This is a genomic window from Herbaspirillum lusitanum P6-12 (genome assembly GCF_000256565.1).
In the GTDB taxonomy this organism is placed as follows: domain Bacteria; phylum Pseudomonadota; class Gammaproteobacteria; order Burkholderiales; family Burkholderiaceae_D; genus Herbaspirillum; species Herbaspirillum lusitanum.
On record NZ_AJHH01000574.1, the window covers coordinates 1 to 1,202 of the forward strand.

At 64.2% G+C, this 1,202-nt stretch carries 2 protein-coding genes; both read left to right on the forward strand.

The annotated features are described in order from the left end of the window. Positions 1 to 200, forward strand: a 200-nt coding sequence (locus HLUSI_RS29595) for a hypothetical protein (RefSeq protein ID WP_040503674.1), incomplete at its 5' end; no start/stop codon positions are given. Beyond that, on the forward strand, positions 197 to 1,202 hold a 1,006-nt coding region (locus HLUSI_RS0118895), incomplete at its 3' end, for a hydantoinase B/oxoprolinase family protein (protein ID WP_016835440.1). The genes HLUSI_RS29595 and HLUSI_RS0118895, both read left to right, overlap by 4 nt.

Here is a 1,202-nt window from a genome sequence, read left to right on the forward strand (position 1 = left end):
ACCAGGTATTCCTGCGCGGCGGCTGGCATGAGGCGCAAATCTACAAGCGCGATGCATTGGGCGCGAGCGATGTGCTCGACGGACCGGCCGTGATCGAACAGGAAGACACCACCATCCTGGTGTTGCCGGGATGGCGAGGGCGCACCGATGCGCTCGGCAATCTGCATCTTGATACGGTAAACCAGGGAGGTCAATCATGAAACTCGATCCGATCAGCCTTGAAATCCTCGGCAACAAACTGACCTCGATCGCCGAAGAAATGTGCCTCACGCTGCAGCGCACCGGCCGCACCTTGTACGTCAAGGAAACCGCCGATTTCTGCTGCGCGCTGGCCGGTCTGGACGGAAAATTCTTCGCCTATCCGCGCGCGCTCGGCGTCTCGGGTTTTGTCGGTCTCGACTGTTCGGTCGCCATCGCCGCCGTCGGCGAACTGGCCCCGGGCGACGTGATCCTGACCAACGACCCGTATCGTTCCGGCGGCCTGGCGACGCACTTGCCGGACTTGCAAGTGATCGAGCCGTATTTCCATGAGGGCAAGATCGTCGCCTACGGCTGGGGCTTTTTGCATGCGTCCGACGTCGGCGGCAAAGTGCCGAGCAGCATCTCGCCGACCAATCATGAAATCTTCCAGGAAGGCTTGCAGATCCCACCTGTGAAGATCATGCGGGCAGGGCAGCTGAACGAAGACGTGGCCTTGCTGTTCCGCGCCAACAGCCGCACCCCCGACGCCAACATGGGCGACCTCAAGGCCATGCTGGGCGCACTCGCCACCGGCCGCGAACGCGTTGCGCAGACCGTGCAGCAGCACGGCGCACAAGCCTTGCTGGATGCCCAGCTGGATCTGGTCGAATATGCGGCATTGCGTGCGCGTGCGGTACTGAGGAAGGTGCCTGCCGGCACTTACCGTTTCACCGATTACCTTGACGACGAAGCCGGCTCCGGCTTGCCGGTGCGCATCGCGCTGGCGGTCACGGTCGGCGACGGCGCCATCCTGCTCGACTTCACCGGCAGCGATCCGCAGGTGGCTGCGGCCATCAATATTCCCAGCCACGGCTTGCCGCATGCCTGGCTGACGCTGCGCATCCTGGCGCTGGTGGCGACGCTCGACAAGGGCGTGCCGATCAATGCAGGCCTGCTGGCGCCGGTGTCGGTCATCGCGCCCAAGGGCAGCGTGGTCAATCCGCTGCCGGGCGCGGCGGGGG